The sequence below is a fragment of the Streptomyces sparsus genome (assembly GCF_054776295.1).
The window spans coordinates 1-2,574 of record NZ_BAAHCA010000706.1 but is presented as its reverse complement, the minus strand read 5'-3'; the positions used below and the strand labels follow the sequence as shown (position 1 = coordinate 2,574).

1 protein-coding gene and 1 pseudogene are annotated in these 2,574 nt (G+C 75.8%); both read left to right on the top strand.

Going from position 1 to position 2,574, the window contains the following annotated elements:
• Positions 1-729 (top strand): hypothetical protein (locus ACYVE9_RS22400; RefSeq protein ID WP_461029693.1); only part of this gene is annotated, 729 nt, incomplete at its 5' end.
• Between the two features lie 259 nt (positions 730-988).
• A pseudogene (locus ACYVE9_RS22395) lies at positions 989-2,574 on the top strand (hypothetical protein); the annotation flags it as partial.

Here is a 2,574-nt window from a genome sequence, read left to right as displayed (position 1 = left end):
CTGACGATGGCGGCGGCCGCCGGACGGGACCTGGACGACCCGACGGCCGTGGCGGCGTTCCATCTGGAGGTGCTCGGGGCCCTCGCACCGGAGACCCGGTTGCTCGCCGCCGACGGCAGCACGGTGGGCCGCACCTGGTTCCCGAGCCCGCGGACGCCGGGACCGGTGAACACGGACGTCCTCGCCGCCGTGGTGCCCAGGCCGGGCGGCGGACGGCAGACGGGCGGTGTGGTGCCCGCGCCGTGGAAGACCCCCGACGGCCCCGGCCCGTACGTCGTCTGGGCGCACGGGGACTCCGGACACCTCCTGATGGGCCTGCCCGGCCGGCCCGCCCTGCGCGTGCCGTACGACGAGGTCGGTGAACTCCTGTCCCGTGACCGGGAACTGGTCGGCCGTCCGCTGCGCACCGATCTGGTCCTGGCCGTGCGGGAGGCCGGAACAGCCGCCGGGGCCGACCCGCGCGTCGTCGTCAGCGCGCTGACGGGCCGGGGCGTGTGGACCACCACGGACACGGTGAGCGTGGCCGGCAACGCCGCGCCCGGCTCTCCGTACGTCGTCGTCGTCCTGCGGGACCCGTCCGCCCCGGGCGGCCCGTCGGCAGCGGGATCCTGGTCGCGTGTCGGGCCCGAGGTCTCCGTGCCGCCGGAGCCCGGCACGACGGTTCCGCACGCCGATGAACCCGGGCTCGTCACGACGATGCCGCACACCGGTGAGCCCGGACGCGGCTGACCGCAAGCGGGGCGACCGTCAGCGGGACGACGGCGGCTGGGACGACGGCGAACGGGACGGCGGCGGCTGGTGCGGACCGGCCGGGGGTGAGGGCGCATCGGGCGGCGGGGGAGCGGGAGTTGTTTTGTGTTCACCCATTCTTCACGGCACAACTGCCCCGACTCCGCCGCCGGTTGGGCCTGATTGGGAAACGTGGGGTGGGTGTGGTTGCCGAGGCGTGGACACGTGAGGACCGTATGACTGAGCTCGGAGCCGGGCTGTGAGCCGATGGTCCCTGAAGCGCAAGAGGGAGACCGCTCACCGCCGTGCCCCGGAGACCGTCGACACAGCGGTCTTCGCCGTCGAGGAGTACGACGGCGTCGTGCTGCTCCGGTCGTCCACGGACGACTCGCTCACCTCCGCCGACATCGGCGACCTGGCTCGTTCCCTGGTGTCGGACGACGGCACGGTGACCGTGGTCACCGGGGCCGAGGAGGAGGCGGCGGACGCCCTGTGGCCGCGCCTCGCCGCCCTGCTGGACTCGCTCCGCGACGAGGACGTCACCTGCGTCAGGCTGGTCATGTCCGGTGCCGGCGACGACCGGCCGGACCGTGAGGCACCGGCCCGCCGCATCGCCGACGCCTGGGGACTGGAGGTGATCGCGCCGGACGCGGTCGTCCTCGTCGTGCCCGGCGGCGGACTCTTCGTCCCGGGAGTACGACCCGACTCCCGTACGGGGGGCGGCTGGTGGCGGTTCTCGCCCGGTGCGGAACCGGTCGCGCTGGGCCCGCGCCAGCCCGCTCCGGACTGGCAGCCCGGGCCGCCGGCCCGGACGGGCAACACCGCGGGCGGCTGCGTGGTCGAGCAGATACCCGCCGGGCTGCTCGTACGGCCGAAGGACGCGCTCGTCCCGCGCCTCGGGGACCTCTGTTACGCGATACCCGTGGACCGGGGCGGGCCCCTGGTCGTGGTCGGCGTCCCGAACGGGGAGGACGTCCTGCCGGCCGATGTGGCCGAAGCCGTCGGATCGCTGCCCCCGGCGGCGCACGCCCGGGTCCGGCTCGCCCCCGGCGGACGGAACGACGTACTGGAGATGGGCCGTTCGCTGGCGGACACCCTCGGGCACGAGGTCGTCGTCCACACCGGGCTCCCGCTGCTGCCCACGGGCGGCCTGGCGGGCGGGCACGCCGTAAGGGCGACCATCGCCGACGCCGACGGAGCCCCTTGCTGGCACCCGTACGTGGACGCCGTCGTGTGCCCTCCGGGGAAGGACCCCCGGCTGCTGCGGTGGACCTCTCCGGTTCCGGGCCGGAGGCGCGGGGAGCAGGGCGTGCTGCCGCTCTCCGACCGCTGGCAGGTCCGGGTGACCCGGGCCGGGCTGTGGATCAGCGGGCCGGACGGCGACCCGGTGCCGTTCGCCGGACGCCGTGTGGTTCCGGGCGGGCCGGTGATCGAACTGGGGCGGGTCGGGGAGCCTCTGGACGCGTCCCTGTGGCCGGAGCTGTCGCGGCTGCTCGTTACGCTCGGGGCGGACGTCCGCTCCCGTGCACGGCTCGTGGTGCACGGCACCTGTGTGGACGGCGGCCAGGCCCTGCGACGCCTGGCCGGTCAGCACCAGGTGCGGAGCCTCCGCTTCGGGACACTCGGCGTGCCGGGGCCGGGGCCGGTACGTACGTCGGGACGCGGCACGGCGGCACGCTCCCGGCCTGTGCCGCCCTCCGCCACCGCGCCTGCTTCTGCGCCTGCCCCCGCGCCTGCTTCTGCGCCCGCGCTCGCTTCCGCGGCGGCAGCCGTCCCGGATCCGGTACCCGCACCGTCCCCCCTGCGCGCGCTCGCCCCGGTCTCGCGGCCTCGCCCGGTCGGCCC